Source organism: Rhizobium sp. N731 (assembly GCF_001664145.1).
Classification (GTDB): Bacteria; Pseudomonadota; Alphaproteobacteria; order Rhizobiales; family Rhizobiaceae; genus Rhizobium; species Rhizobium esperanzae.
In genome coordinates, this window is sequence record NZ_CP013601.1 from 111,383 (window position 1) to 132,421 (window position 21,039).

The window sequence follows — 21,039 nt, forward strand, 5'->3', positions numbered from 1 at the left end:
GCGTCTGAGCATGCAAAATCGCTTGAATTTAGGCATTTCGGTTCAAGGCCGCATCGATGATCGATTGAGCAGCTTGAAACGCGGCCTCTATACTCATTTCCGACGTATCAAGCAAGTGTGCATCATCGGCTGGTTTCAAAGGGCTGTCGGCCCGTCCCATGTCGCGTTCGTCGCGCCGCTTGACGTCCTCGAAAATCGCATCGAAATCCGCCGTCGCCCCCTTGCCGAGGATCTCGTCGTAACGGCGTCTGGCCCGCACCTCCGGCGACGCCGTCACATAGAGCTTCACCGGCGCATCCGGGCATACGACCGTGCCGATATCGCGTCCGTCGAGCACCGTGCCCGGCGTCTTTGCCGCAAACCGACGCTGCGCCTCGACCAGGGCCCGGCGCACCGCCGGCATGACGGCGATTTTCGAGGCGGCTTCGCCGATTTCGTGTCGGGAAAGTATATCGCGATCCAATCCGGCAAGTTCAACCTCCCGCGCGATCTTTTCCGCCACCGCCTCGTCGTCGAGCGGCAGGCCGGCGTCGAGCAGCGCCTTGGCCGTGGCGCGGTAGGTGAGCCCCGTGTCGAGATGGTGAAAGCCGTATCGTTCAGCGATAAGACGCGAGAGCGTCCCCTTGCCGGCCGCCGCCGGGCCGTCGATGGCGATGGTGAAAGCCTTGGTTGCCATGGGGATCAATCCTGCGATGATGGGTGAAGGAGCCCGTGTTGCCGAAATGCGCCGGAAGATCTCGAAGTTGACGGCGGACTGCGGCGCAGAGCCGTGCATATCGCGTAATCCCCTGTAACTGCAGAGTATTTCTTCCGAAGCTTCGGTTTGGCCGGCTGCTGCCTTCGCCCGCTTTTTCTCCTGCCGCGGCTCGTTACCACAAACGCCGTCAGCGGTCACCCGCCAGCCGGCGAAAACGGCCGCACGGAGATGATAAAGTTTGGCTTTGACATGGGAAGCCACAGCGATTAAGGGGACCGGCTTATAAATTCCGATGGAACGCCGGCTTGCACGGCATTTTGCCGAATCGCGGATTCGGCCATTCTCACGAGGCTTATAGTGGCGAAAGCGGAACTTGGAACCAAGCGCACCGATCCGGAAACCGGCAAGAAGTTTTATGATCTGAACCGGGATCCGATCGTTTCCCCTTATACCGGCAAGTCCTATCCCCTGTCCTTCTTCGAGGAAACCTCGGCGATCGCTGATGTTGCCGAGGAAGACGAGGTTGCGGAAGTCGATACGGAAAACACCGAAGTCGAACTGGTTTCGCTCGAGGATGCCGATGACGCCGCCGGCGGCGACGACATCCCCGATATGGGCGACGACGACGTCGAAATCGAAGGCGACGACGATGACGACACCTTCCTCACGCCCGACGAAGACGACGACGATGACGACATGAGCGACATCATCGGCGTAACCGGCGACGAAGACGAAGTCTGACGGCTGCATTCCGGCCCGGCGAGGAAAAAATTCTCCGGGCCGAATTTTTTAGGCTTGCTATCTCCGAAAACCGGAAGTAATAAGCCGCCACTCCGCAGGGCACTCGCCTTCGGAGCATCCCAGGACCGGCCCTGAGCCGGACCATCTTGATGGGGCTATAGCTCAGCTGGGAGAGCGCTTGCATGGCATGCAAGAGGTCAGCGGTTCGATCCCGCTTAGCTCCACCACGCTTCGCCCTTACGGGCTTCGCGTGGCGCAGCCGCGAGAAACCGTTAGGCCGAAGCAGTGCCCGGCATAGCCCGAAGGGCGACGACGGGCTGAAACGCTGATGTGGTACGTCTATATTCTCCGCAGCATCGATTTTCCCGATCAGGAATACACCGGGTCTACTGCAGACCTGAAACAGCGCCTTACGGCTCACAATGCTGGAAAATCCGCCCACACCGCCAAATTCGCGCCTTGGAATTTGCTCTGGTATTGCGCCTTTCCCGAAAAGTACAAAGCGCTTGAATTCGAAACCTACCTGAAATCGCATTCCGGCAGGGCGTTTGCCAGCAAGAGATTGATCCAACCGAATCTGGTTTCAGTCGCCTCGATAACCTGAATTGATATGCGCGAGGCATTTGCAAAGAAACGACTCTAGCCCTCCCCTCAACACCGGTAGGCCGCCCCCACAGCCCACCGGCGCCTCGCTTAAGTCTCGACAATGGCCGCCGTCACCCGCCTCACCACTGGAAGCACCAACAGCAGCACGGGAAAGGCGATCGCCCAGGAGAGCGCCCATGCGGACGGCCACATGGCAAGGGCGGCTGCGGTCAGGCCTTGTGCTCTGAGGATGCTGATCGCCGAGACGACTGAGGTCATCAGCAGCGACAGCATGAGCGGCATGACGATGGCATTATAGCGTTTCGGGAGTTTGCCTTTGGGCATTTTTTGTCTCCGTAAGATGTCGATCAGAACAAACAGCGCAGCGCCGATCGGCGGGTTGCGCGTTGATTGACGTAAACGCTTACGGAGCTTCGGTCTGAAGCGACGCCGTTTTATGGCGGAAAATATCGCTCTGCTCAAGTCCCGCCCAACCACTTTCAATCCCTCTTTGCCAATTCCTCAATGAAGAGGATTTATCCTTCTTCCGGAAACTCAGCGATTCGGCTTCAGGACCCGCAATGACCAGAGCAAGACGCCGCCGCATCATCCGTACACGACGAACCGTCACCGGGATCGCCCTCGTCGCCTCGATTTCGTTTCTTGCCGGCATGACCGATGCGACCGGGCTGCTGCTGACCGGCGATTTCGTCTCCTTTATGACCGGCAATACGACGCGGGCGGCGCTCGCCTTGAGTGAGGGCAATCTCTTTCACGCGGCGGTGCTGATCTCCGCCATTGTCGTTTTTGTGCTCGGCAATGCGGCCGGCATCGTCATCGCCCATGTCTCCGAGCGCCGAATATTCGTCGTGCTCGGCTGCGTCGGCCTCGTCCTGGCGCTCGCATCGATGACGACATGGCAGAGCATGATGCTCGCGAGCTTCTACCTGATCGTCTTTTCCATGGGCATGGTGAACGCCGCTGTCGAGCATATCGAAGGCCTGCCGATCGGGCTGACCTATGTCACCGGCGCCCTGTCGCGCTTCGGCCGCGGCATCGGCCGCTGGATCATCGGCGATCGCCGTGTCGAATGGACGATCCAGATCGTGCCCTGGGGCGGCATGGTGCTCGGCGCGATCGCCGGTGCGGTCCTGACGCGGTTGACCGGTGCCCATGCCTTGTGGCTGGTCTCCATCTTTGCCATGGCGCTGGCGCTTGTCGCCATGTTCATTCCCCGGCCGCTTCAGCGGCGCTTCAACCAGAAGCTTGCTTCGCACCGCTCGGCCGCAGTGCGCGGCAAATAGAAGCGTCGCATTCCTGTTACCCTCGAATCGGATAGGAAGATCGCTGTCCGTCCTCAAGGAGTAGATCGTGTTCCTGATTTCGAAGCTCGTCTGGATTTTTGCCCAGCCGCTGTCGCTGGCATTCCTGCTCGTCTTCTTCGCCCTCATCGCCGAGCTGCTGCGCTGGCGTGCCTTAAGTATTCTTGCTGCAACGGCTAGCGCGCTCATCCTCTTCGTCACGCTCTACACCACCGCCGGCAACCTCATGATGCAGGGCCTCGAGCAGCGGTTTCCAAAACCCGTCGCCGATCCGCAGAGCCTGCAATGCATGATCGTGCTCGGCGGCGCCTTCGAAAACGAGGTGAACACGGCCCGCCACGGCATCGAATTCAACGCCGGCGCCGACCGCTTCGTCGAAGCCTTGCGGCTCGCGCAGAAATTTCCGCAGTCGCGCATTCTCGTGTCGGGCGGCGACGGCTCCATTTCGGGCATTTACGAAGGCGATGCGGCGGCATCCGAGCGTTTCTTTCCACTGTTCGGCATCGGCAGGGATCGCCTGATCGAGGAGCGGCAATCGCGCACGACCTTCGAAAATGCCGTCAACACCAGGGAATTCCTCGCAGGCCAGGGCCTTTCCCATTGCCTGCTGATCACCTCGGGCTTCCATATGCCGCGTTCCGTCGGCATCTTCCGCAAGCTCGGCATCGACATCGTGCCCTGGCCGACCGACTATCGTACCGACGGGCAGGTTCGGCTGACCTTAGATTTCACTCAGCCGAACCTCAATGCCCAGAATATGGCGACGGCGATCCGCGAATGGTACGGCCTCATCGGCTACTATCTCGCCGGCCGGACGTCGGAGCTCTATCCGCGTTAAGCCTATTTCTTCGAGATGGTGACGAATTTCGCGCCGCGCACACGCGCGGTCACGATGCAGGGATCGCCTTCGGTGCGGTCGCAGAAACGCGGATGCATCTTCATCGCCAGCACCATGTTGCCGAAGCGCTGGACAAAGTCGTAGCCATAGATCTGCGCCGTCGCGATCATGAAATAACCGCCTTCGGCAACCTGCAGATAGAAATTATAGGTGCAGCCGTCGTCGTTGCATTGCGGCCCCTTCTGCCCGTCGCAGGTCAGTTGGCCCTCATTGACCACGGCGTCGATCAGCCCGTCATTGTTGATGTCCTGCCTGATAACGAACCCGTCGGCAAATTCGGCCGCCTTGCACTGTTCCTGGAAATGCTTCTTCTCGTAGATCTCGGGGTCGGAGATCAGCGATTGCTGGGCAAGCGCGCCAACCGGCATGGCGAGCAGCAGGACGATATTGAGAACGGCGAGCACCAGCGTTTTCACGGGCTTTCCTCTTTTGGACAAAGGCTCTGAAGCCTATGCATGTTGCCCGAACCTGTGCGGCGGTTTGGGATAACAACATGCATCGAATAAAGACCGATGCTTTATGGCCGCGCCGCCTTGCGCCGCCCTTGCCGCCATGGTTCTTTCCGGAAACTGTTCGCCGGTTCCGGGGTCCGCATGTCCTTGCTCGTCTATCTCGATTATGCCGGCATTGCGCTGTTTGCCGCGACAGGCGCGCTCGCCGCCTCGCGCAAGCAGCTCGATCTGATCGGCTTTCTGTTTTTCGCCATGGTGACGGGAACCGGCGGCGGCACCGTGCGTGACATCGTGCTCGGCCGCGTGCCGGTCTTCTGGGTGCTGAACCCCGCTTATATCCTCGTCTGCTGCATCATGGGCGTCATCGTCTTCTTCACCGCCCATCTGCTGGAATCGCGCTATCGCCTGCTGATCTGGCTGGATGCGATCGGCCTTGCCGCCTATTGCGTTCTCGGTGCCGCCAAGGGACTTGCCGCCACCGGCTCGCCGACCATCGCGATCGTCACCGGCACATTGACGGCGACCTTCGGCGGCATCCTGCGCGATCTGATGGCAAACGAGCCTTCGGTGCTGTTGCGGCCGGAAATCTATGTGACGGCGGCGCTGATCGGCGCCGGCGTGTTTACGCTCGCCAATGCGCTGGGAATGCCGCTCTATCTCGCCTCGGGCTGCGGCGTTGTGGCGGCCTTTGCCGTTCGCGGCGGCGCGCTGTGGTTCGGCTGGACCTTCCCGATCTACAAGCACAAACCCGGGCGGCATCCCGACGATGTGATGTGAGCCTTTTGGGCGCCGTCAGCCCTGCTTGGCCCGCAGCCGGATCACCACGTCGACATGGGCGATCTCCATGCCTTCGGGCGGCTCCGGCAGATTGCCGATCGTCAGGTTGCTGACGGGAATGTCGAGCACCTTGTTGTGGCCTTCGATGAAGAAATGGTGGTGGTCGGAAACATTGGTGTCGAAATAGGTCTTGGCGCTCTCGACGGCGAGAACGCGGATGAGACCGGCTTCGGTGAACTGGTGCAGCGTGTTGTAGACGGTCGCCAGCGAAACCGGCACGCCGGCGGCAACCGCCTCCTCATGCAGTTCCTCGACGGTCAAGTGCCGGTCGCCCTTGGCAAACAGGAGGTCGCCGAGCGCGACGCGCTGGCGTGTAGGGCGCAGGCCCGCGCCGCGCAGCCTTACCTCTATTGCGATCGGGAGTGCACCCGTCATCAACACGAACTCCGATTATTCCTGCATAAAGCAATCATGTTTCTTCAAGCGGTATAACTTTTGCATCGGAGCCTTTCAATAGTTCAGTGGGGACAAGAGCCTGATAAACGCGGCAAAAACGGGCTTTTGATGCAAATAGGTCTGGTCGCAGCTCTGGCCTTCCTGTATGCGACCACCAAATAATGGCGTAAGCCTGGTCCAAGCCGATGAATGAAGCTGCCTTGCTTGTGCTTCATTTTCTGAAGAACTTGGACTACACGTTCACATCCATCGGCTTCACGCGGGGGGGAAAAAGAAATTTTATGACCACCAGACAGTCCAGCTTCTCGTATGAAGAACTCATCGCTTGCGCCCATGGCGAGCTGTTCGGACCCGGCAATGCGCAGCTGCCGCTGCCGCCCATGCTGATGGTTCACCGCATCACCGACATTTCCGAAACGGGCGGCGCCTTCGACAAGGGCTATCTCAGGGCCGAATACGACGTGCGCCCCGACGACTGGTACTTTCCCTGCCATTTCGAAGGCAATCCGATCATGCCGGGCTGCCTCGGCCTCGACGGCATGTGGCAGCTGACCGGTTTCTTCCTGGGCTGGCTCGGCGAGGAAGGTCGGGGCATGGCGCTTTCAACCGGCGAAGTGAAATTCAAGGGCATGGTCCGGCCGCATACGAAGCTGATCGAATACGGCATCGACTTCAAGCGCGTCATGCGCGGTCGCCTTGTGCTCGGCACGGCCGACGGCTGGCTGAAGGCGGATGGCGAGACCATATACCAGGCGTCCGACCTTCGCGTCGGTCTATCGAAAGACAAGACCGCCTGAAACCGCATTTCGAGCGGCTGACGAAAACAACAAAGGTTTGATCAGATGAGACGGGTAGTTGTCACGGGTCTGGGTATCGTTTCCTCGATCGGAAGCGATGCGGCCGAAGTCACCGAATCCTTGCGCCAGGCAAAGTCGGGTATCTCCTTTTCCAACGATTTCGCCGAACACGGCTTCAAGTGCCAGGTCTGGGGCAGCCCCAAGCTCGGCCAGACGGAGCTTGGGGAACTGGTCGATCGCCGCGCCATGCGCTTCCTGTCGCAGGGCGGCGCCTGGAACCATGTCGCCATGAAGCAGGCGATCGCCGATTCCGGTCTGGAAGAGAAGGACTACGCCCAGAACGAACGCGCCGGCATCATCATGGGATCCGGCGGACCGTCAACCCGCACGCTCATCGAGGCGGCCGAGATCACCGTCAAGAACAATAGCCCGAAGCGCATTGGTCCCTTCGCCGTGCCGAAGGCGATGTCCTCCACCGCGTCGGCCACACTCGCCACCTGGTTCAAGATCCACGGCGTCAATTATTCGATCTCGTCGGCCTGCTCGACCTCTGCCCATTGCATCGGCAACGCCGCTGAAATGATCCAGTGGGGCAAGCAGGACATGATGTTTGCCGGCGGCCACGAAGATCTCGACTGGACGATGTCCAATCTCTTCGACGCCATGGGCGCCATGTCCTCCAAGTACAACGACACGCCCGATACCGCCTCGCGCGCCTATGACGTCAACCGCGACGGCTTCGTCATCGCCGGCGGCGCCGGCGTGCTGGTGCTGGAGGAGCTGGAGCGCGCCAAGGCTCGCGGCGCCAAAATCTACGCCGAAATCGTCGGCTACGGCGCCACCTCTGATGGTTACGACATGGTCGCTCCCTCGGGCGAGGGCGCTATCCGCTGCATGCGCCAGGCGCTTTCCACCGTCAAAGGCGATGTCGACTATATCAACACTCACGGCACGTCGACGCCGGTCGGCGACAGCAAGGAAATCGGCGCCATCCGCGAGGTGTTCGGCACCAAGATCCCGCATATCCAGTCGACCAAGTCGCTGACCGGCCATTCGCTCGGTGCAGCCGGCGTGCAGGAATCGATCTATTCCCTGCTGATGATGCAGCAAGGTTTCATCGGCGAAAGCGCCCATATCGCCGAGCTCGATCCCGAATTCGAAGGCGTGCCGATCGTGCGCAAGCGAATCGACAATGCGAAGATCGATATCGCTCTCTCCAATTCCTTCGGCTTCGGCGGGACGAACGCCACGCTCGTCTTCCAGCGCCATAACGGATAACAACATGACTGGAATCATGCAGGGTAAGCGCGGCCTCGTTATGGGCGTCGCCAACAACCACTCGATCGCCTGGGGAATTTCGAAGGCCCTCGCCGCACAGGGTGCGGACCTCGCCTTCACCTATCAGGGCGATGCGCTCGGCAAGCGCGTCAAGCCGCTTGCCGCCGAAGTCGGCTCGGATTTCGTGCTCCCCTGCGACGTCGAGGACATCGCCTCGGTCGACGCTGTAGTCGACTCGCTCGGCGAGCGCTGGGGCAAGCTCGATTTTATCGTCCATGCCATCGGCTTCTCCGACAAGAACGAGCTGAAGGGCCTCTACGCCGATACGACGCGGGAGAATTTCAGCCGCACCATGGTCATCTCCTGCTTCTCCTTCACCGAGATCGCCAAGCGCTGCGCACCGCTGATGGAAGGCAGTGGCGCGATGCTGACACTGACCTATAACGGCTCGACGCGCGTCATTCCGAATTACAATGTCATGGGTGTCGCCAAGGCGGCGCTCGAGGCTTCGGTGCGTTATCTCGCCGCCGATTACGGCCCGCGCGGCATCCGCGTCAACGGCATTTCCGCCGGCCCGATCCGCACGCTTGCCGGCGCCGGCATTTCGGACGCGCGCGCAATCCTCTCCTGGAACCAGCGCAATGCGCCATTGCGCAAGACCGTGACCATCGATCAGGTCGGCAGTTCGGCGCTCTATCTGCTCTCCGACCTCTCCGCCGGCGTCACCGGCGAAATCCATTTCGTCGATGCCGGCTTCAACATCACCTCGATGCCGACGCTGGACACCCTGCGCAACGCAGACGTGGAATAAGGCCACTTCCGGTAATGTCATACGACCATGCGCATTTTAATGCGCATGGCCTTGCTGTTTTATCCGGACGAACCAGAAGATTATCGCCAGGCTGAAGCGGGAGGGCTTCGAAGTGGTTTCAATCAAGGGCTCGCACCACAAGCTTCGAAGAGGCAATCAGACCGTTATCGTTTCGCATCCCAGGAAGGATCTGCCGATCGGCACTGCGCTTGCGATTGCGAAGCAGGCCGGCTGGAATGAGTGAGGCACCATAAAATATTTCATTGCGCTCGTACATAAGGACAAGAATAGCGCCTTCGGCGTCAGCTTTCCGGATCTGCCGTCGGTATTCTCCGCGGCAGGTGAGGAAGAGGATCTTACCGCAAACGCCATCGACGCACTTCGTCTCTGGGCGGAGGATGAAACCTTGCCGGTACCGTCCTCCTACGACGAGATCAGTTCGAGACCGGATATCCGCGAGCAGCTGGCTGCAGGCGCTTTTCTGACGCGGGTTCCCTTTATCGAAGATACGACGCGCACCGTTAGAGCCAATGTCACTTTCGACAAAGGCATGCTTGACGCGATCGATAAGGCCGCAAAGGAGCGCGGCCTTACCCGTTCGGCTTTCCTTGCAAGCGCTGCCCGCAAGGAGATCGAGGCCGCTTGAGCCTTATTTCTTCGCCCACAGCACCTTGAAACGTGCATTGCGGCAGGTTTCGCCGCTTTCCCTGAAGTTCGCCGCCAGAACCGGCTCGTAAGGCAGGCCCCGATTGGCGACCAGCATCAACCGGCCGCCGCCGCGAAGGGCGGAGACGGCGGTCTTGATCATCGCCTGGCCGAGCGATGGCTCGGCCGCATGGCCCTCGTGGAAGGGCGGGTTCATGATGACGAGGTCGTATTTGTCCTTGACCGGCTCGCCCGCCAGATCGTGCCAGAAGAAGCGCACCGGCGCGTTCGGGCAGTTCTCCGCCAGGTTATCCCGCGCGGCCTCCAGGGCCGCATGATTGGCCTCATAGAGGTCAAGGCGGGCCAGTCCACGCGATCTCTGCGCCATCTCGACCGAGAGATAACCCCATCCGGCGCCGAAGTCGGCGACATCTCCGGTAAAATCCTGCGGCAGACGCGTAGCGAGCAGTTCCGATCCGGCATCGATCCGGTCATGCGAGAACATGCCGGCTGTCGCATGGAATCGACCGTCGACGCGCACCGGTGCCTTCGCCAGTTTCGAGATGATGTCGCCGGCATCGGCCGGCCGGCCGAACCAGAAGGCGACGCCGTGATATTTCGGCATATGGTCGATGGCGAGGCCGAAACCTTCCATACGCTTGCGCAAGGGCTGGATGCCGTCCTCCTTGGCGCCGGCGACCACGATCAGGCCGCCGGCCCGCGTGCGGGCGATTGCGGCGGCGAGGTTGGCTTCGTTCTCGCCCTTGTGCTTGGTGCAGAGCACGAGTGCTGCGTCATAGTCCTCGCCGTCGATCTCAGGTGTGGCTTCGATTCGCTGCGCCAGCAGCTGGCGGTAGAGCGGTCGGAAGCCCTGGACGGCGCTGAGCGAGGCGGTAAAACCTTCCGGCAGCGCAAAACCGGCCTCGGCGCCGAGAAAGAGCACACGCTCGGCCTCGCCGGGCGGCTGGATCGTGCCGCTCGCAAAGGGATGGAACAGGGTCTTCAGCGTTTCGCGGCTCATCGGTCTCGTCTCATTTAGAATAGAAAAAGGGCGCGGAAGATTCCCGCGCCCGGAATTAAAGTCGGCAGAGGCGGCTTATTCGGCCGCTTCTTCCTTCTTCTTCTCGTTCGGGATCTCCTGGCCGGTGGCCTGATCGACGACCTTCATCGACAGGCGAACCTTGCCGCGTTCGTCGAAGCCGAGCAGCTTGACCCAAACCTTGTCGCCTTCCTTGACGACGTCGGTCGTCTTGGCGACGCGCTCGGAAGCGAGCTGCGAGATGTGGACGAGGCCGTCGCGGGCGCCGAAGAAATTGACGAAGGCGCCGAAGTCGGCGGTCTTGACGACAGTGCCTTCGTAGATCTGGCCGATTTCAGGCTCGGCGACGATCGAATGGATCCACTTGCGGGCCGCTTCGATTTCCTTGCCGGAAGAGGAGGCGATCTTAACGGTGCCGTCGTCCTCGATGTTGATCTTCGCGCCGGTCTTCTCGACGATTTCGCGGATGACCTTGCCGCCGGAGCCGATGACTTCGCGGATCTTGTCGACCGGGATGTTCATCACTTCGATGCGCGGAGCGAATTCGCCGAGCTGGCCGCGGCTTTCGGTGATCGCCTTGGCCATTTCACCGAGGATATGGGCGCGACCGCCCTTGGCCTGGCCGAGAGCAACCTTCATGATCTCTTCGGTGATGCCGGCGATCTTGATGTCCATCTGCAGCGAAGTGATGCCATCGGCCGTACCAGCAACCTTGAAGTCCATGTCGCCGAGGTGGTCTTCGTCACCGAGAATGTCGGAGAGGACGGCGAAGCGATCGCCTTCGAGGATCAGGCCCATGGCGATGCCGGCAACCGGCTTCGCGAGCGGGACACCTGCATCCATCAGCGCCAGCGACGTGCCGCAGACGGTTGCCATCGAGGACGAGCCGTTGGATTCGGTGATCTCTGAAACGACGCGCAACGTGTAGGGGAACTGCTCCGCCGACGGCAGCATCGGACGGATCGCACGCCATGCGAGCTTGCCGTGACCGATCTCGCGGCGACCTGGGGAACCCATGCGGCCGGTCTCACCAACCGAGAAGGGGGGGAAGTTGTAATGGAGCAGGAAGCGCTCCTTGTACATGCCGGTCAGGCTGTCGACATACTGCTCGTCTTCGCCGGTGCCGAGCGTGGCCACCACGATCGCCTGCGTTTCGCCGCGCGTGAAGAGCGCCGAACCGTGCGTGCGCGGCAGAAGGCCGACTTCCGAAACGATCGGACGAACGGTTTCAAGGTCGCGGCCGTCGATGCGGCTCTTGGTGTCGAGGATGTTCCAGCGGACGATCTTGGCCTGCAGGTGCTTGAAGATCGCGCCGACTTCTTCGGCCGTATACTTGGCTTCGCCTTCCTCGGGGAGGAAATGCGCCTTGACCTTTGCCTTGACGGCGTCGACCGCGGCGTAGCGGTCGGCCTTCTGGGTGATCTTGTAAGCTTCGCGGAGTTCGGCCTCGAAATGCTTCAGCATCTCGCCTTCGAGCTCGGAATAGTCTTCCGGCTGGAAGTCGCGGGGCTCCTTGGCAGCGACTTCGGCGAGCTTGATGATCGCGTCGAGAACCGGCTGGAAGCCCTTGTGGCCGAACATGACGGCGCCGAGCATGACGTCTTCGGGCAGTTCCTTGGCTTCGGACTCGACCATCAGCACGGCGTCGTAGGTGCCGGCGACGACGAGGTCGAGGCTCGACTCATCCATCTCGTCGAGATGCGGGTTGAGAACATATTCGCCATTGATGTAGCCGACGCGTGCGCCGCCGACCGGGCCCATGAAGGGAACGCCGGAAAGCGTCAGCGCCGCCGAAGAGGCGATCATGGACAGGATGTCGGGATTGTTTTCAAGGTCGTGCTGGACGACGGTGACGACGACCTGCGTGTCGTTCTTGTAGCCTTCCGGGAAGAGCGGGCGGATCGGGCGGTCGATCAGGCGGGAGACGAGCGTTTCGTTCTCGCTCGGACGGCCTTCGCGCTTGAAATAGCCGCCGGGGATCTTGCCGGCTGCGTAGGTCTTTTCCTGGTAGTTGACGGTGAGCGGAAAGAAGTCCTGGCCGGGCTTCGGCGCCTTCGCCGAAACGACAGTGGCAAGAACGACGGTCTCACCGTAGGTGGCGAGAACCGCGCCGTCGGCCTGACGGGCGATCTTGCCGGTTTCGAGCTTCAGCGGGCGGCCGGCCCACTCGATTTCCACTGTGTGTGTATCAAACATATCTTGTCCTTCAATGCGGGAGCACGCGCCATCGCCGATATCAGGGCGCAGCGCACAGTCGACCGCAATCAATGCGACGTATCACGGGCAAGACAACGGGAGGCTTTTCGTCTCAGCTTCCTCGGGAACCCTTGTCCTCGGGGAAATCGGGCCAAAGCTTCGAGAAGCTCCGGCCGAAAGCATCCGGCAATCCTGCCCCATGACAGGTCAGCGGTTGGTTTGGCAGAACCGGCCCATCCGGGTCTGCCGGTCGTTCCACCGCTTGAGATAGGGCGCGGGCGGAACATTTCATCGGGAACCTCGTCCCGAAACAGATCCGGCGGACGCTTAAAAGCGCCCGCCGGACAATTTTAGCGGCGGATACCCAGGCTGTTGATCAGCTTGGAATAGCGGCCTTCATCCTTCTTCTTGAGATAATCAAGAAGCGAGCGGCGGCTCGAAACCATCGTCAGCAGGCCACGGCGGGAATGGTTATCCTTCTTGTGGTCCTTGAAGTGTTCGGTCAGGTTGTTGATGCGTTCTGTCAGGATCGCAACCTGAACTTCCGGAGAACCGGTATCGCCTTCGGCGGTTGCATATTCCTTGATCAGCGCAGCCTTGCGCTCAGCAGTGATCGACATCGGATGTTCCTTTCTATGAGAGGAGAAGAGGTCGCCAAAAGCCGGGATGCCGTCCAGCTTTGGCCGTGAATGCGAGCAGGCGGACCTGACGCTGGCGCTGCCTATAAACCAAATATGCAGCGATGGAAAGAGGGAGTATTCTGGCGGCTTTAATGGCTCGCCATCGCATCCCGGATCATCCCGTTATAACCCTCAGCATCCTGCAGCATGGCGAAATGGCTCACATCCCTAAGAATCACGAGTTTGGCGTCCGGGATCTCCTTTGCCATCATCTCCGTATGATCGAGTTTGACCGCTTCATCGTGATCGCCGATCGCAAGCGTGATCGGAACCGAGATCTTCGCAAGATCGGCGGCTGTCCAGGTCGGCTGGGTCGCCCACATCTTGGAGATCTGCGTGTAGACGGTATCGTAGTCGTTCGGCGTCGGCGAAAGCTTCCTGTACTGGTCGCCGGCGACGTTGATGTATTCTTTGAAGGTCTTGTTGGTCAGAGCGTCGTCCTTGACGCCATCAGTCGTCACGTTGGCCGCCTGGGCAATGACGCGGATCAGCTTTTCCGGATGGTTCATCGCCATGTCGATGCCGATGATGCCGCCGTCCGACCACCCCACGAGCGTCACCTTGTCGATCTTCAGATAGTGGAGAAGGGCAACGTAGTCCGAGGTCATCAGATCGTAGCCGAAAGGCTGCCCGCTGCGTGTCGACCGGCCGTGACCGCGGCTGTCGGCGACGATGACCAGATGATCCCTGGCAAACTCCGCCACCTGATGCCCCCAGACGTTGGCATTTCCAAGACCGCCATGGATGAAGAGGATCGGATCGCCTTCACCATATTCGGCGTAATACATCTTGATGTCGTTCACATCGGCCATGCCGCTGGTCTTCGGCGTCGGCATTGAAGGAAATGCGGGAAGCTCGGCCCATCGTTCGGTGGCTTGGGCGCCGGCAATGATCAGGAATAACGAAAAGAACGTCAGGACTTTCGCAATTCTACGCATGGTTTTCCCCTCGGGCCGCCATGGCCCAAGGGCAAGGATATCGCATCGCTACCGCTTGACAATCGTCAGTGGTACGGACTCAGGCGAAAACCCGCTTCGGTCGAAACTCGCCCTGGCCGATTTCGCCGATCGCGATCAGCCTGCCGCGTGCCGTCGCATAGGCTTCGCTTTCGGCAATCGGCGCATCGCGGCCGCGCACCAGGATCGGATTGCCCATCTTCAGCCGGTGCGCCTGGTCGTCGTTGATGACGAGATGGGGCAGGGCCGACAATGCTTCGCAGGTGTCGATCAGGAGCGCATCAAGGGCGGCGAGCCGCTCATCAATATCCTCGATCGATTCCAGCGCCACGAGGTTTGCGAGCGGCACCATGGCCTCTTCCGAAAAGGGCGCGACGAAGGTGCGCCGCAGCCCGGATATATGGCCATAGCAGCCGAGCTCACGGCCGAAATCGCGGGCGAGCGCTCTGACATAGGTGCCCTTGCCGCATTCCACTTCGAAATGTGCGGTATTGGCGTCCGGGCAGGCAAGCAGGGTCAGCCGGAAGATCTCCACTTCGCGCGAGGGGATCTCCACGGCTTCGCCATCGCGCGCCAGGTCATAGGCGCGTTCTCCCGCTATCTTGATGGCGGAAAACTGCGGCGGCACCTGGCTGATGCTGCCGATATATTTGGGCAGGATGTCGCGGATGTGCTGTTCGCTCGGGCGCTCGTCCGAACTCTCAGTGACCTCGCCTTCGAGATCGTCGGTGGCGCGCTCCTCGCCCCAGCTCACCGTGAATTCATAGATCTTGCGGCCGTCCATCACATAGGGAACGGTCTTGGTCGCATCGCCGAGCGCGATCGGCAGCATGCCGGAGGCCAGCGGATCGAGCGTGCCGGCATGGCCGGCCTTCTGCGCCTTGTAGAGCCACTTGATCTTGGAAACGGCTTCCGTCGAGCCGAAATCCACCGGCTTGTCGAGAATCAGCCAGCCGGAAATCGGCCGGCCCTTGGGTTTGCGTGGTTTGGACATCAGTCTCTTCTGTTATTTTTCGTCGCTATCGCCGTCGAGGTCGCGGCTCACTTCGGGCGAGCGCAAGAGCTCGTCGATTTTCTTGTAATTGTCGAAGCTGGTATCGTCGCGGAAGCGCACTTCCGGCATATATTTCATCTGCCGAAGCTGCGGTCCGAGGCGGCCGCGGATGAACTTCGCGTGGCGGTTCAAAGCCTCGATGACGATGCTGTGGTCGGAAACGCCGAGCGGCGTCACGTAAGCCGTGGCGATCTTCAGGTCCGGCGACATGCGCACTTCCGAAATTGAAATCACGGTCGACTCGATGATGTCGTCGCGCACTTCGCCGCGCTGCAGCACCTGGGTGATCGCGGCGCGGACCTGTTCGCCAACGCGCAGCATGCGCTGCGACGGCGCGGAGGATGTTGGTCTGGTCATTGTTATCTCTGTTTGCCGATGCGGCTGGGAATCGAACCCGTCAAAGGAGAGCGTCCATGACTCTTTTGGCCGAAAAGGTCAAGCCGGCATGTAGAAAAGCCACCCGCCGGAGAGCGGATGGCTGTTGTCAAGCGACTGTACGCCGAGGATTAGAGCGTGCGCGTAATATGTTCGACGCGGAAGCACTCGATGACGTCGCCGACGCGCATGTCTTCGTAGTTTTCGAAGGCCATGCCGCACTCCTGGCCCATCGGCACTTCGGAGACTTCGTCCTTGAAGCGCTTGAGGGTCTTGAGCTTGCCTTCGTGAACGACGACGTCGTTGCGGATGAGGCGCACACCCGCCCCGCGCTCGACCTTGCCTTCGACGACGCGGCAACCGGCGACCTTGCCGACCTTGGTGATGTTGAACACCTCCAGGATTTCGGCATTGCCGATAAAGGTCTCGCGCCGTTCCGGCGACAGGAGGCCCGACATCGCTGCCTTCACGTCATCCACGAGATCGTAAATGATGTTGTAGTAGCGGATTTCGATGCCCTGGCGTTCGGCGAACTGGCGCGCCTGCGCATTGGCGCGAACGTTGAAGCCGATGATGGCCGCGTTCGAGGCTTCGGCAAGCGAAATATCCGACTCGGTGATGCCGCCTGCGCCCGAATGGACGATGCGGGCACGGACCTCGTCGGTGCCGAGCTTTTCCAGCGCGCCGGCAATCGCTTCGATCGAGCCCTGCACGTCGCCCTTGATGACGAGCGGGAACTCCTTGATGCCGGTGCTCTGCATCTGCGTCATCATCTGTTCCAGCGAACCGCGCTGGCCCGACTGGCGGGCAGCCGCCTTGTCGCGGGCAAGACGCTGGCGGTATTCCGAGATTTCGCGGGCGCGGCTCTCGCTGTCGACCACCGCGAACTTGTCACCCGCCTGCGGCGTGCCGGAAAGGCCAAGCACTTCGACGGGCATCGCCGGCGGCGCGTCCTTCATATGCTCGCCCTTGTCGTTGACGAGGGCGCGCACACGGCCCCAGACGTCGCCTGCGACGATGATCTGGCCCGGCTTCAGCGTACCGTTCTGAACGAGAACCGTGGCAACCGAGCCGCGGCCGCGGTCGAGCTGGGCTTCGATGACGGTACCTTCCGCGGTGCGGTTCGGATTGGCCTTGAGGTCAAGGATTTCCGCCTGCAGCAGAACGGCTTCGAGCAGCTTGTCGAGGTTCTTGCCTGTTTTAGCCGAGACTTCGACGTCAAGCGTTTCACCGCCCATCGATTCCACGAAGACTTCGTGCTGCAGAAGCTGGTTGCGCACCTTCTGCGGATCGGCTTCGTGCTTGTCGATCTTGTTGATCGCCACGATGATCGGAACACCGGCTGCCTTGGCGTGATTGATCGATTCGATCGTCTGCGGCATGACGCTGTCGTCGGCTGCCACGACCAGGATCGCGATGTCGGTCGCCTGCGCGCCGCGGGCACGCATCGCCGTGAAGGCGGCGTGGCCGGGGGTGTCGATGAAGGTGATCTTCTGGCCGTTCTGCTCCACCTGATAGGCGCCGATATGCTGGGTGATGCCGCCGGCTTCGCCGGCAACAACGTTGGCATGGCGAATGGCGTCGAGCAGCGAGGTCTTGCCGTGATCGACGTGGCCCATGATGGTGACGACGGGCGGACGCGAAACGCGGTCGCCTTCGACGTCGGCGATGTCGAAGATGCCGAGTTCGACGTCGGATTCAGAGACACGCTTGACGGTATGGCCGAATTCGCCGGCGATGAGCTCGGCAAGGTCGGCGTCGATGACGTCGCCCGGCTTCATCATCTGGCCTTCCTTCATCAGGTACTTGATGACGTCGACGGCGCGTTCGGACATGCGCTGCGACAGTTCCTGAATGGTGATGGTCTCCGGCAGGACGACTTCGCGGGAAATCTTCTCGCGAGTCTCCTGCATTTGGCTGCGGCGGAACTTCTCCTGCCGGCGGCGCATCGCCGAAAGCGAACGGCTGCGGCCGGCGTCCTCGCCGTCCACATCGGCAGTGGTGATCGTCAGCTTGCCGCGGCGGCGCTCCTCATCCGTTTTCGGACGGGTCGTCACCGGCTTTGCGGGTTCGGGGCGAACGACGCGGCCGCGCGCCGGACCGCTGCGCGAAGCGCCACGATCGTCCTCGTCGCCGTCATTGCGACGGCCCCGAATGCCAGCCGGCGCGCCGGGCGCCGGGCGAGCGGCTGCTCCGTCGGCATCGGGCCGGCGTGCTGCCGGCGCGGGTGCTGCCGGGCGCGGCGTCGTGTTCGGGCGAGCCTCGGCCGTAGCGGGTGCCGGCGCTGCCGCAGTGGCAGCCGGCTCGGCGGCAGCAGCGGCGGCGGCTTCGGCCTGCCGGGCTGCCTCTTCGACGGCTCGGCGTGCGGCTTCCTCCGCCTCGGCTGCCTTGCGGACAGCCTCTTCGGCGGCACGGCGCTTTTCTTCCTCGGCGCGGCGGATCGCATCCTGGGCGTCACGCGCCTGGGATTCGGCGAGCGCACGGCGGCGCGCATCCATTTCCTCAGGCGACAGATGGTTCAGCACGACAGGACGCGGGCGATCGTTCGGACGCGGCTGCTGATAGGACTGCTGCGGACGCTGGTTGCCTTGGCCGCCGCCGGGCTGGTGAATCCGCGGAGCCGGCGTCGACTGCTGCGGACGCGCCTGAGCAGGTGCCGGCGCCGGTTCGGCTGCGCGAACCGGGGCTGCGGGGGCCGCAGGCGTGATCGGCTTTTCGTCTTCCGGGCGCATCGGGCGCCGCTTGCGGGTCTCGACCACGACCGCCTTGGTGCGACCCCGACCCATATCCTGGCGAACGGTACCCTGGCTCATCCCCGATGGTTTCAGGGTGAGCGTCTTCTTGCCCGTTACGCTGAGTGTCTTGTCGTCGTTACTATCGGTCATTCGTTCCCGTTCCTTCGGACAGGGAGCGATGACTAGATCAGACCCTGTCGTTCAAATACTGTCGATCAATGAGAATGAGACCGGCCGATGCCGGTGACCGCCTCATTGTTTTTGCCGGCCAGCGCCGCCCGCTGCCCGGGACTGACCGCCAATACGGTACTGTTCGAGCATCTTTGCGCGCTTCACTACACCCTCACCCGCCTGCCCTGCAAGCACTGCGGCATGGATAAAAGCATTCTGGCCCATCAGGCCTTCCATTTCGCTCTCCGAGAAGAAGCGGTAGGAAGGTATCTCCTCCTCGGTCTCCATTCCGAGGTGCCAGGCCTTGCGGGCCTGGTCGATTTTCCTCACGCCGTCGTCCGCCGCGTCAGTCGCGTGGAACACCGCAAGGGCTGCTCCGCTTCTGACCGCGGCATCCACTTTCGAGGCGCCGCTGACGAACTGGCCGGCCTTGCGCGCCATGTTCATCATCTGCATCACTTGCGCCGCCAGCAGCCGGTCGACGCTTGCGCCGAGATCGTCCGCCGCCTTCACGTCCGCTTTCAGCGCTCGGGCGAACAACTTTTTCGCCACCGCCCTGTCGACCAGCGACCGGTCGGCCTTCACCCAGCAGCCGCGTCCCGGAAGCTCGCGCTTCAGGTCGGCGACGACGGTTCCGTCGGGAGCCGCGACGAAGCGGATCAGCTCTTCCGGCGATCCGCTTTCGCGCGTCACGATGCACATGCGTCCGTTCACGTCATACCCTGCAAGATCGTCGTCCTCAGGATGAACGTTCGGCTCATGCGCGGTCATCATGCTTCCTGTTCGGCTTCGGTGACCTCTTCTTCGGTCCCCTTCGCCAGGTCCTCTTCGGTGATCCAGCCGGCCGCGAGGCGGGCCTGCACGATCATCTGCTCGGCCTCGACACGCGAGACGTCGAACTTCGAGAACAGGCCTTCGAATTTCTTCGTTTCGCCGTTCTTGCGTTCGCTCCAGCCGACCAGATCGTCGGCCGCACAACCGGCGAAATCCTCGATCGTCTTGATGCCGTCCTCGCCGAGCGCCACCATCATCTGGGCGGTCATGCCGTCGATCTGGCGCAGCTCGTCCTCAACGCCGAGCGCCTTGCGCTTCTCGTCCATCTCGGCTTCGAGACGCTCGAGGAATTCGCGGGCGCGCTGCTGGATTTCCTGCGCCGTCTCTTCGTCGAAACCGTCGATTGAGGAGATTTCGTCGAGATCGACATAGGCAAGTTCTTCGACGGCGGCAAAGCCTTCCGACGCCAGAACCTGGCCGACCATCTCGTCGACGTCGAGCGAATCCATGAACAGGTTGGTGCGCTCGTTGAATTCCTTCTGACGGCGTTCCGATTCCTCGGCCTCCGTCATGATGTCGATGTCCCAGCCGGTCAGCTGCGAAGCGAGGCGGACGTTCTGGCCGCGGCGGCCGATCGCAAGCGACAGCTGCTCGTCGGGAACGACGACTTCGATGCGCTCGGCGTCCTCGTCGAGAACGACCTTGGCCACTTCCGCCGGCTGCAGGGCGTTGACGACGAAGGTTGCCGGGTCCTGGCTCCAGGGGATGATGTCGATCTTCTCACCCTGGAGTTCGCCGACGACGGCCTGGACGCGCGAACCGCGCATACCGACGCAGGCGCCGACCGGATCGATCGAACTGTCGTTCGAGATCACCGCGATCTTGGCGCGCGAGCCCGGATCACGGGCGACCGACTTCACCTGGATGATGCCGTCGTAGATCTCGGGCACTTCCATGGTGAAGAGCTTCACCATGAACTGCGGATGCGTGCGCGACAGGAAGATCTGCGGACCGCGCTGCTCGCGACGGACATCATATACGTATGCACGGACGCGATCGCCATAGCGCACGTTCTCGCGCGGGATCATTTCGTCGCGGCGGATGATGCCTTCACCGCGGCCGAGGTCGACGATGACGTTGCCGTATTCGACACGCTTGACGGTGCCGTTGACGATTTCGCCGACGCGATCCTTGAATTCGTCGAACTGGCGGTCGCGCTCGGCTTCACGCACCTTTTGTACGATCACCTGCTTGGCGGACTGTGCGGCGATGCGGCCGAAATCCATCGGCGGCAGCGGATCAGCGATGAAATCACCAAGGGCTGCGTCCGGATTGCGGTCGCGGGCAAGTTCCAGCGGGATCTGCGTCGAATAATCCTCGGCCTTGTCGACCACTTCGAGCAGGCGCTGCAGGCGGATTTCACCGGTCTTCGGATTGATGTCGGCCCGGATGTTGGATTCGGTGCCGTAACGGGAGCGCGCCGCCTTCTGGATGGCATCGGCCATTGCGGCAAGCACGATCTCCCGGTCGATGACTTTTTCGCGCGCCACTGCATCTGCGATCTGCAGAAGTTCGAGCCGGTTCGCACTGACTGCCATTG

The 21,039-nt window shown here is 61.6% G+C and carries 23 protein-coding genes and 1 tRNA gene; 11 read left to right on the forward strand and 13 right to left on the reverse strand.

Going from position 1 to position 21,039, the window contains the following annotated elements; genetic code table 11:
• Positions 1-28: 28 nt before the first annotated feature.
• Positions 29-676 carry a (d)CMP kinase gene (gene cmk, locus AMK02_RS00505; RefSeq protein WP_064805815.1) on the reverse strand — a complete coding sequence of 216 codons (648 nt, stop codon included), beginning with the start codon at positions 674-676 and terminating at the stop codon, positions 29-31.
• A gap of 378 nt (positions 677-1,054) precedes the next feature.
• Between cmk and AMK02_RS00510 the strand changes: the two genes are divergently transcribed.
• From AMK02_RS00510 to AMK02_RS00520, 3 genes are all read left to right on the forward strand, one after another.
• Positions 1,055-1,438: a TIGR02300 family protein gene (locus tag AMK02_RS00510; RefSeq protein ID WP_038686030.1), complete on the forward strand. Its 384-nt coding sequence runs from the start codon at positions 1,055-1,057 to the stop codon at positions 1,436-1,438.
• Positions 1,439-1,589: 151 nt separating this feature from the next.
• A tRNA-Ala gene (locus AMK02_RS00515) sits at positions 1,590-1,665 on the forward strand.
• 101 nt (positions 1,666-1,766) lie between these two features.
• On the forward strand, positions 1,767-2,042 hold the full coding sequence (locus AMK02_RS00520) for a GIY-YIG nuclease family protein (protein WP_064800205.1): 276 nt from the start codon (positions 1,767-1,769) through the stop codon (positions 2,040-2,042).
• Between the two features lie 89 nt (positions 2,043-2,131).
• Here the strand turns inward: AMK02_RS00520 and AMK02_RS00525 are convergent, their stop codons facing one another.
• Positions 2,132-2,368: a DUF2798 domain-containing protein gene (locus AMK02_RS00525; protein ID WP_064800206.1), complete on the reverse strand. Its 237-nt coding sequence runs from the start codon at positions 2,366-2,368 to the stop codon at positions 2,132-2,134.
• Between the two features lie 236 nt (positions 2,369-2,604).
• On the opposite strand from AMK02_RS00525, the gene AMK02_RS00530 reads away from it, so the two are divergent.
• Both AMK02_RS00530 and AMK02_RS00535 read left to right on the forward strand, forming a co-directional pair.
• Positions 2,605-3,327 carry a YoaK family protein gene (locus tag AMK02_RS00530; protein WP_064800207.1) on the forward strand — a complete coding sequence of 241 codons (723 nt, stop codon included), beginning with the start codon at positions 2,605-2,607 and terminating at the stop codon, positions 3,325-3,327.
• A 67-nt stretch (positions 3,328-3,394) separates the two neighbouring features.
• Positions 3,395-4,183: a YdcF family protein gene (locus AMK02_RS00535; RefSeq protein ID WP_064800208.1), complete on the forward strand. Its 789-nt coding sequence runs from the start codon at positions 3,395-3,397 to the stop codon at positions 4,181-4,183.
• Between the two features lie 2 nt (positions 4,184-4,185).
• On the opposite strand, the gene AMK02_RS00540 is transcribed toward AMK02_RS00535, so the two are convergent.
• Positions 4,186-4,659, reverse strand: coding sequence for a hypothetical protein (locus AMK02_RS00540; protein WP_064800209.1), 474 nt, complete (start codon positions 4,657-4,659; stop codon positions 4,186-4,188).
• 177 nt (positions 4,660-4,836) lie between these two features.
• On the opposite strand from AMK02_RS00540, the gene AMK02_RS00545 reads away from it, so the two are divergent.
• A complete protein-coding gene (locus tag AMK02_RS00545) occupies positions 4,837-5,472 on the forward strand; it encodes a trimeric intracellular cation channel family protein (RefSeq protein ID WP_064805816.1) in 636 nt (211 codons plus the stop codon).
• A gap of 15 nt (positions 5,473-5,487) precedes the next feature.
• Here the strand turns inward: AMK02_RS00545 and irrA are convergent, their stop codons facing one another.
• A complete protein-coding gene (gene irrA, locus AMK02_RS00550; RefSeq protein ID WP_064800210.1) occupies positions 5,488-5,907 on the reverse strand; it encodes an iron response transcriptional regulator IrrA in 420 nt (139 codons plus the stop codon).
• 302 nt (positions 5,908-6,209) lie between these two features.
• On the opposite strand from irrA, the gene fabA reads away from it, so the two are divergent.
• From fabA to AMK02_RS00575, 5 genes are all read left to right on the forward strand, one after another.
• Complete coding sequence (gene fabA / locus AMK02_RS00555) at positions 6,210-6,725, forward strand: 3-hydroxyacyl-[acyl-carrier-protein] dehydratase FabA (RefSeq protein ID WP_020920068.1); 516 nt, start codon at positions 6,210-6,212, stop codon at positions 6,723-6,725.
• A 45-nt stretch (positions 6,726-6,770) separates the two neighbouring features.
• Positions 6,771-8,003 carry a beta-ketoacyl-ACP synthase I gene (gene fabB / locus AMK02_RS00560; RefSeq protein WP_064800211.1) on the forward strand — a complete coding sequence of 411 codons (1,233 nt, stop codon included), beginning with the start codon at positions 6,771-6,773 and terminating at the stop codon, positions 8,001-8,003.
• Between the two features lie 4 nt (positions 8,004-8,007).
• Complete coding sequence (gene fabI, locus AMK02_RS00565; protein ID WP_064800212.1) at positions 8,008-8,814, forward strand: enoyl-ACP reductase FabI; 807 nt, start codon at positions 8,008-8,010, stop codon at positions 8,812-8,814.
• Between the two features lie 61 nt (positions 8,815-8,875).
• A complete protein-coding gene (locus tag AMK02_RS00570; RefSeq protein WP_064800213.1) occupies positions 8,876-9,058 on the forward strand; it encodes a type II toxin-antitoxin system HicA family toxin in 183 nt (60 codons plus the stop codon).
• 6 nt (positions 9,059-9,064) lie between these two features.
• Positions 9,065-9,460, forward strand: coding sequence for a type II toxin-antitoxin system HicB family antitoxin (locus AMK02_RS00575; protein ID WP_064800214.1), 396 nt, complete (start codon positions 9,065-9,067; stop codon positions 9,458-9,460).
• A gap of 3 nt (positions 9,461-9,463) precedes the next feature.
• On the opposite strand, the gene AMK02_RS00580 is transcribed toward AMK02_RS00575, so the two are convergent.
• The 9 genes from AMK02_RS00580 to nusA all read right to left on the reverse strand — a co-directional run bounded on the left by AMK02_RS00580 (position 9,464) and on the right by nusA (position 21,037).
• Positions 9,464-10,480 carry a class I SAM-dependent methyltransferase gene (locus tag AMK02_RS00580; protein WP_064800215.1) on the reverse strand — a complete coding sequence of 339 codons (1,017 nt, stop codon included), beginning with the start codon at positions 10,478-10,480 and terminating at the stop codon, positions 9,464-9,466.
• A gap of 75 nt (positions 10,481-10,555) precedes the next feature.
• A complete protein-coding gene (gene pnp, locus AMK02_RS00585; RefSeq protein WP_011423507.1) occupies positions 10,556-12,694 on the reverse strand; it encodes a polyribonucleotide nucleotidyltransferase in 2,139 nt (712 codons plus the stop codon).
• 350 nt (positions 12,695-13,044) lie between these two features.
• The gene (gene rpsO, locus AMK02_RS00590; protein WP_009997779.1) at positions 13,045-13,314 is read right to left on the reverse strand and encodes a 30S ribosomal protein S15; all 270 of its coding nucleotides are present in this window, start codon (positions 13,312-13,314) and stop codon (positions 13,045-13,047) included.
• A 149-nt stretch (positions 13,315-13,463) separates the two neighbouring features.
• The gene (locus tag AMK02_RS00595; protein WP_064800216.1) at positions 13,464-14,312 is read right to left on the reverse strand and encodes an alpha/beta fold hydrolase; all 849 of its coding nucleotides are present in this window, start codon (positions 14,310-14,312) and stop codon (positions 13,464-13,466) included.
• 79 nt (positions 14,313-14,391) lie between these two features.
• A complete protein-coding gene (gene truB / locus AMK02_RS00600) occupies positions 14,392-15,324 on the reverse strand; it encodes a tRNA pseudouridine(55) synthase TruB (protein WP_064800217.1) in 933 nt (310 codons plus the stop codon).
• 12 nt (positions 15,325-15,336) lie between these two features.
• Positions 15,337-15,741 (reverse strand): 30S ribosome-binding factor RbfA, encoded by a 405-nt coding sequence (gene rbfA, locus AMK02_RS00605; RefSeq protein WP_064800218.1) that lies wholly within the window; start codon positions 15,739-15,741, stop codon positions 15,337-15,339.
• Between the two features lie 149 nt (positions 15,742-15,890).
• Positions 15,891-18,644 carry a translation initiation factor IF-2 gene (infB, locus tag AMK02_RS00610; RefSeq protein WP_064800219.1) on the reverse strand — a complete coding sequence of 918 codons (2,754 nt, stop codon included), beginning with the start codon at positions 18,642-18,644 and terminating at the stop codon, positions 15,891-15,893.
• Between the two features lie 102 nt (positions 18,645-18,746).
• The gene (locus AMK02_RS00615; RefSeq protein WP_170965915.1) at positions 18,747-19,439 is read right to left on the reverse strand and encodes an RNA-binding protein; all 693 of its coding nucleotides are present in this window, start codon (positions 19,437-19,439) and stop codon (positions 18,747-18,749) included.
• On the reverse strand, positions 19,436-21,037 hold the full coding sequence (nusA, locus tag AMK02_RS00620; protein WP_064800221.1) for a transcription termination factor NusA: 1,602 nt from the start codon (positions 21,035-21,037) through the stop codon (positions 19,436-19,438). Before nusA ends, AMK02_RS00615 begins: the two co-directional genes overlap by 4 nt.
• Between the last annotated feature and the right edge of the window lie 2 nt (positions 21,038-21,039).

Coding starts and splice junctions, on each gene's coding strand:
- cmk (WP_064805815.1), bottom strand. CDS start 676: ATGGCAACCAAGGCTTTCACCATCGCCATCGACGGCCCGGCGGCGGCC.
- AMK02_RS00520 (WP_064800205.1), top strand. CDS start 1,767: ATGTGGTACGTCTATATTCTCCGCAGCATCGATTTTCCCGATCAGGAA.
- AMK02_RS00525 (WP_064800206.1), bottom strand. CDS start 2,368: ATGCCCAAAGGCAAACTCCCGAAACGCTATAATGCCATCGTCATGCCG.
- AMK02_RS00530 (WP_064800207.1), top strand. CDS start 2,605: ATGACCAGAGCAAGACGCCGCCGCATCATCCGTACACGACGAACCGTC.
- AMK02_RS00545 (WP_064805816.1), top strand. CDS start 4,837: ATGTCCTTGCTCGTCTATCTCGATTATGCCGGCATTGCGCTGTTTGCC.
- irrA (WP_064800210.1), bottom strand. CDS start 5,907: ATGACGGGTGCACTCCCGATCGCAATAGAGGTAAGGCTGCGCGGCGCG.
- fabA (WP_020920068.1), top strand. CDS start 6,210: ATGACCACCAGACAGTCCAGCTTCTCGTATGAAGAACTCATCGCTTGC.
- fabB (WP_064800211.1), top strand. CDS start 6,771: ATGAGACGGGTAGTTGTCACGGGTCTGGGTATCGTTTCCTCGATCGGA.
- fabI (WP_064800212.1), top strand. CDS start 8,008: ATGACTGGAATCATGCAGGGTAAGCGCGGCCTCGTTATGGGCGTCGCC.
- AMK02_RS00580 (WP_064800215.1), bottom strand. CDS start 10,480: ATGAGCCGCGAAACGCTGAAGACCCTGTTCCATCCCTTTGCGAGCGGC.
- pnp (WP_011423507.1), bottom strand. CDS start 12,694: ATGTTTGATACACACACAGTGGAAATCGAGTGGGCCGGCCGCCCGCTG.
- rpsO (WP_009997779.1), bottom strand. CDS start 13,314: ATGTCGATCACTGCTGAGCGCAAGGCTGCGCTGATCAAGGAATATGCA.
- AMK02_RS00595 (WP_064800216.1), bottom strand. CDS start 14,312: ATGCGTAGAATTGCGAAAGTCCTGACGTTCTTTTCGTTATTCCTGATC.
- truB (WP_064800217.1), bottom strand. CDS start 15,324: ATGTCCAAACCACGCAAACCCAAGGGCCGGCCGATTTCCGGCTGGCTG.
- rbfA (WP_064800218.1), bottom strand. CDS start 15,741: ATGACCAGACCAACATCCTCCGCGCCGTCGCAGCGCATGCTGCGCGTT.
- infB (WP_064800219.1), bottom strand. CDS start 18,644: ATGACCGATAGTAACGACGACAAGACACTCAGCGTAACGGGCAAGAAG.
- AMK02_RS00615 (WP_170965915.1), bottom strand. CDS start 19,439: ATGATGACCGCGCATGAGCCGAACGTTCATCCTGAGGACGACGATCTT.
- nusA (WP_064800221.1), bottom strand. CDS start 21,037: ATGGCAGTCAGTGCGAACCGGCTCGAACTTCTGCAGATCGCAGATGCA.